The organism is Cellulomonas septica (assembly GCF_012396155.1).
Lineage (GTDB): Bacteria > Actinomycetota > Actinomycetes > Actinomycetales > Cellulomonadaceae > Cellulomonas > Cellulomonas septica.
Genome location: NZ_JAAXOY010000281.1, coordinates 1 through 4428, shown reverse-complemented (window position 1 = coordinate 4428; position 4428 = coordinate 1). Strand labels below are relative to the sequence as shown.

The window sequence follows — 4428 nt, the reverse complement described above, 5'->3', positions numbered from 1 at the left end:
GCCCTGCGCCGTGTGCTCCTCGTGGTCGATGTCACCGTGCTCGTGCACCCGGCTGACCAGGTCGCCGCGGTCGTACGGGACGACGACGTCGACGGCCACGCCGGGCCGCGGGAGCTGGTCGGCGATGCCACGGAAGATGAACTCCCCGAGCAGGCCCTCGCCCTCGGCGTCCACGACGACCAGCTGGCCGCCCTTGAGCTCGCCGAACAGGATCTTCTCGGACAGCGCGTCCTCGATGTCCCGCTGGATCGCGCGGCGCAGCGGCCGGGCGCCCAGGACCGGGTCGTAGCCCTTCTCCGACAGCAGCTTCTTGGCCGCCGGGGTGAGCTCGATGCCCATGTCCTTGTCGCGCAGACGCTTGTCGAGCTTCGCGACCATCAGGTCGACGATCGCGAAGATCTCCGGCTGCGAGAGCTGCGGGAACACGACCACGTCGTCGACGCGGTTGAGGAACTCGGGACGGAAGTGCGTCTTGAGCTCGTCGTTGACCTTGGCCTTCATCCGCTCGTAGGACGTCGACAGGTCGCCGCCGGCCTGGAAGCCGGTCTGGAGGCCCTTGGCGATGTCCCGCGTGCCGAGGTTGGTGGTCATGATGATGACGGTGTTCTTGAAGTCGACCACCCGGCCCTGCGAGTCGGTCAGGCGACCGTCCTCGAGGATCTGCAGCAGCGAGTTGAAGATGTCCGCGTGCGCCTTCTCGACCTCGTCGAACAGGACGACGGAGAACGGACGACGGCGCACCTTCTCGGTGAGCTGACCGCCCTCGTCGTACCCGACGTACCCGGGGGGCGAGCCGAAGAGCCGCGACACGGTGTGCTTCTCCGAGAACTCGGACATGTCGAGCTGGATCAGCGCGTCCTCGTCACCGAACAGGAACTCCGCGAGCGCCTTGGCGAGCTCCGTCTTCCCGACACCCGTGGGGCCCGCGAAGATGAACGACCCACCGGGACGCTTCGGGTCCTTGAGCCCGGCGCGCGTGCGGCGGATGGCCTGCGACAGCGCCTTGATGGCGGCGTCCTGGCCGACCACCCGCTTGTGCAGCTCGTCCTCCATGCGGAGCAGGCGGCTGGACTCCTCCTCGGTGAGCTTGAACACCGGGATGCCCGTGGCGTTCGCCAGCACCTCGGCGATGAGCTCCTCGTCGACCTCCGCGACCGCGTCGAGGTCGCCGGACTTCCAGGCCTTCTCCTTCTCCTGGCGCTTGAGGCCGAGCTGCTTCTCGGCGTCGCGCAGGCGGGCGGCCTTCTCGAAGTCCTGCTCGTCGATCGCCGACTCCTTGTCGCGGCGCGTCTCGGCGATCTGCTCGTCGAGCTCGCGCAGCTCCGGCGGAGCCGTCATGCGGCGGATGCGCAGGCGGGCGCCGGCCTCGTCGACCAGGTCGATCGCCTTGTCCGGCAGGTACCGGTCGTTGACGTACCGGTCGGCGAGCGTCGCGGCGGCGACCAGCGCGGCGTCCGTGATGGACACGCGGTGGTGCGCCTCGTAGCGGTCGCGCAGACCCTTGAGGATCTCGATCGCGTGCTGCAGGTTCGGCTCGGACACCTGGATCGGCTGGAAGCGGCGCTCCAGGGCCGGGTCCTTCTCGACGTACTTGCGGTACTCGTCGAGCGTCGTGGCACCGATCGTCTGCAGCTCGCCGCGGGCGAGCATCGGCTTGAGGATCGACGCGGCGTCGATCGCGCCCTCGGCGGCACCCGCACCCACGAGGGTGTGGATCTCGTCGATGAACAGGATGATGTCGCCGCGCGTGCGGATCTCCTTGAGGACCTTCTTCAGGCGCTCCTCGAAGTCACCGCGGTAGCGGGAGCCCGCCACGAGCGCGCCCAGGTCCAGCGTGTAGAGCTGCTTGTCCTTGAGCGTCTCCGGCACGTCGCCGCGGACGATGTCCTGCGCGAGGCCCTCGACGACGGCCGTCTTGCCGACGCCGGGCTCGCCGATGAGCACCGGGTTGTTCTTGGTGCGGCGGGACAGCACCTGCATGACCCGCTCGATCTCCTTCTCGCGCCCGATGACCGGGTCGAGCTTGCCGTCACGCGCCGCCTGCGTGAGGTTGCGACCGAACTGGTCGAGCACGGCCGAGCCCGAGGGCTGACCCTCCTGGGGGCCGCCGGCAGCGACCGGCTCCTTGCCCTGGTAGCCCGACACCAGCTGGATCACCTGCTGGCGGACGCGGTTGAGGTCGGCGCCCAGCTTGTTGAGCACCTGCGCGGCGACGCCCTCACCCTCGCGGATGAGACCGAGCAGGATGTGCTCGGTGCCGATGTAGTTGTGGCCGAGCTGCAGCGCCTCGCGCAGGGACAGCTCGAGGACCTTCTTGGCCCGCGGCGTGAACGGGATGTGGCCCGACGGCGCCTGCTGGCCCTCGCCGATGATCTCCTGCACCTGGGCGCGGACGGCCTCGAGGGAGATGCCGAGCGACTCCAGGGCCTTGGCCGCGACACCCTCACCCTCGTGGATGAGACCCAGGAGGATGTGCTCGGTGCCGATGTAGTTGTGGTTCAGCATCCGCGCCTCTTCCTGGGCGAGGACGACGACGCGGCGGGCTCGGTCCGTGAATCTCTCGAACATGTGCACTCCTCACGAGCGACGTGCTCGCCGGGTACCCGGGGCGGCGGCCGGTGGGCGACGACGAGCGGCGTTGTTCGATGCTAACCACAGGGGGTACCCCCCACTGCCCGTGTTCGCCGCAGGCGTGAAAGGCGACCCGGACGGGCGGTCCGTCCGGGCGAGCGCCAGGTGGCGCCGGGGCGGGGCGCGCCCGTTTGCGAGGATGGGCCGGGTGAACGTCGACTCCCCCGTGCTGGAACCGCCCGTCCTCGACGAGGTCCCCGACGTGCGCCTCGTCGCGCTCGACATGGACGGGTCGCTGCTCGACGACGACAAGCGCGTGCACCCGACGTTCTGGCCGCTGCTCGACGAGCTCCTCGCGCGCGGCGTCATGGTGTGCCCCGCGAGCGGCCGGCAGTACGCCACGCTGCGCGCGCAGATCGGCCGCGACGACCTCGTCTACGTCGCGGAGAACGGCGCCTACGTCGTGCGCGGCGGGGTCGAGGTCGCGTCCGACACCCTCTCGACGGCCACGGCCCACGACGTCGTCGACGTGGTCCGGGCCGAGGCCGCCGCCGGCCTGGACGTCGGCACCGTCCTGTGCGGCAAGCGGTCCGCGTACGTCGAGCGCACCGATGAGCGGTTCCTCGCGCAGTGCCGCCCCTACTACGCGCTGCTGGAGGTCGTCGACGACCTGCGCGCGGTCGACGACGACGTGCTCAAGGTCGCCGTCTACGACTTCGGCCCCGCCGAGCGCGGCGCCGGTCCCGCGCTGAACGAGCTGCGGCGCGAGTCGCGCGTCGTCGTCTCCGGGCAGCACTGGGTCGACGTCATGAGCCGCACCGTCGACAAGGGCGCCGCACTGCGGTCCGTGCAGGAGTCGCTCGGCGTCACGCGCGACCAGACGATGGCGTTCGGCGACTACTTCAACGACGTCGGCATGCTCGACGCCGCGGCCTGGTCGTTCGCGATGGACAACGCGCACCCCGAGGTCCGCGCGCACGCGCGCTTCGTCGCGCCGTCGAACAACGACAACGGCGTCGTCCGCACGATCGCGTCCGCACTGGGCCTCGCGATCGGGTGACGGCCCTGGGCCCCGGCGTGGAGCTGGAGCACGATGTGCCCGTGCTGACCGCCGACGACGTCCTGCGGGCGACATTCACCGCCACGAAGTTCCGCGACGGGTACGACCAGCTCGAGGTCGACGACCTGCTCGACCGTGTCGCCCGCACCCTGCGCGCCCGCGAGAGCGGCGCGGCGGTGGCCGACGCCGTGACCGTGGCGGAGGTCGACGCCGCCCGGTTCGCCGTCCGCCGGTTCACCGAGGGCTACGACCAGGTCCAGGTCGACGACCTGCTCGCCGAGGTCCGCGCCACGCTCGCGGCTCCCGCGCCTCCGCGCCCGGCGGTCGCGACCTCGCCCGCGTCGGGCGACGTGCCCGGACTCCTCCCGTCGAAGGCTGCCTCGGGCTGGCGGCGGCTGTTCGGCCGCTGACCTGCTCGTTCCGTAGACCGGCGCAGAACCCGGACGCGATCCGTCCGGTTACCGCCCTAGCGTGGCGTCCATGGACACGATCACGTTCCTCCGCCCCGACGGGCTCGTGCAGAGCCCCGCGTTCTCCCACGCCGCCGTGATCCCGCCCGGTGCGACGACGATCCACGTCGGCGGGCAGAACGCCGTCGACGCGTCCGGTGCCCTCGTCGGCGGCGACGACGTCGCCGCGCAGGTCACGAAGACCATGGCGAACCTCGTCACCGCCCTCGGCGCCGCCGACGCGAGCGTCGACGACCTCGTGAGCGTCACGGTGCTGTTCGTCGACGGCGTCGACCTGGCCGCCGCGTACGGCGCCGCCGCGCCGGCGCTGGCGCGCGAGGGTGCGCC

General features: G+C 71.1%; 4 protein-coding genes. 3 read left to right on the top strand and 1 reads right to left on the bottom strand.

Annotation, left to right across the window (positions count from 1 at the left end):
• Positions 1-2568 (bottom strand): ATP-dependent Clp protease ATP-binding subunit (locus HGA02_RS11545; protein WP_246247699.1); only part of this gene is annotated, 2568 nt, incomplete at its 3' end.
• Positions 2569-2779: 211 nt separating this feature from the next.
• On the opposite strand from HGA02_RS11545, the gene HGA02_RS11540 reads away from it, so the two are divergent.
• From HGA02_RS11540 to HGA02_RS11530, 3 genes are all read left to right on the top strand, one after another.
• The gene (locus HGA02_RS11540; RefSeq protein ID WP_343035450.1) at positions 2780-3631 is read left to right on the top strand and encodes a Cof-type HAD-IIB family hydrolase; all 852 of its coding nucleotides are present in this window, start codon (positions 2780-2782) and stop codon (positions 3629-3631) included.
• A 41-nt stretch (positions 3632-3672) separates the two neighbouring features.
• Positions 3673-4041: a DivIVA domain-containing protein gene (locus tag HGA02_RS11535; protein WP_343035449.1), complete on the top strand. Its 369-nt coding sequence runs from the start codon at positions 3673-3675 to the stop codon at positions 4039-4041.
• 70 nt (positions 4042-4111) lie between these two features.
• Positions 4112-4428 (top strand): RidA family protein (locus tag HGA02_RS11530; RefSeq protein WP_168679132.1); only part of this gene is annotated, 317 nt, incomplete at its 3' end.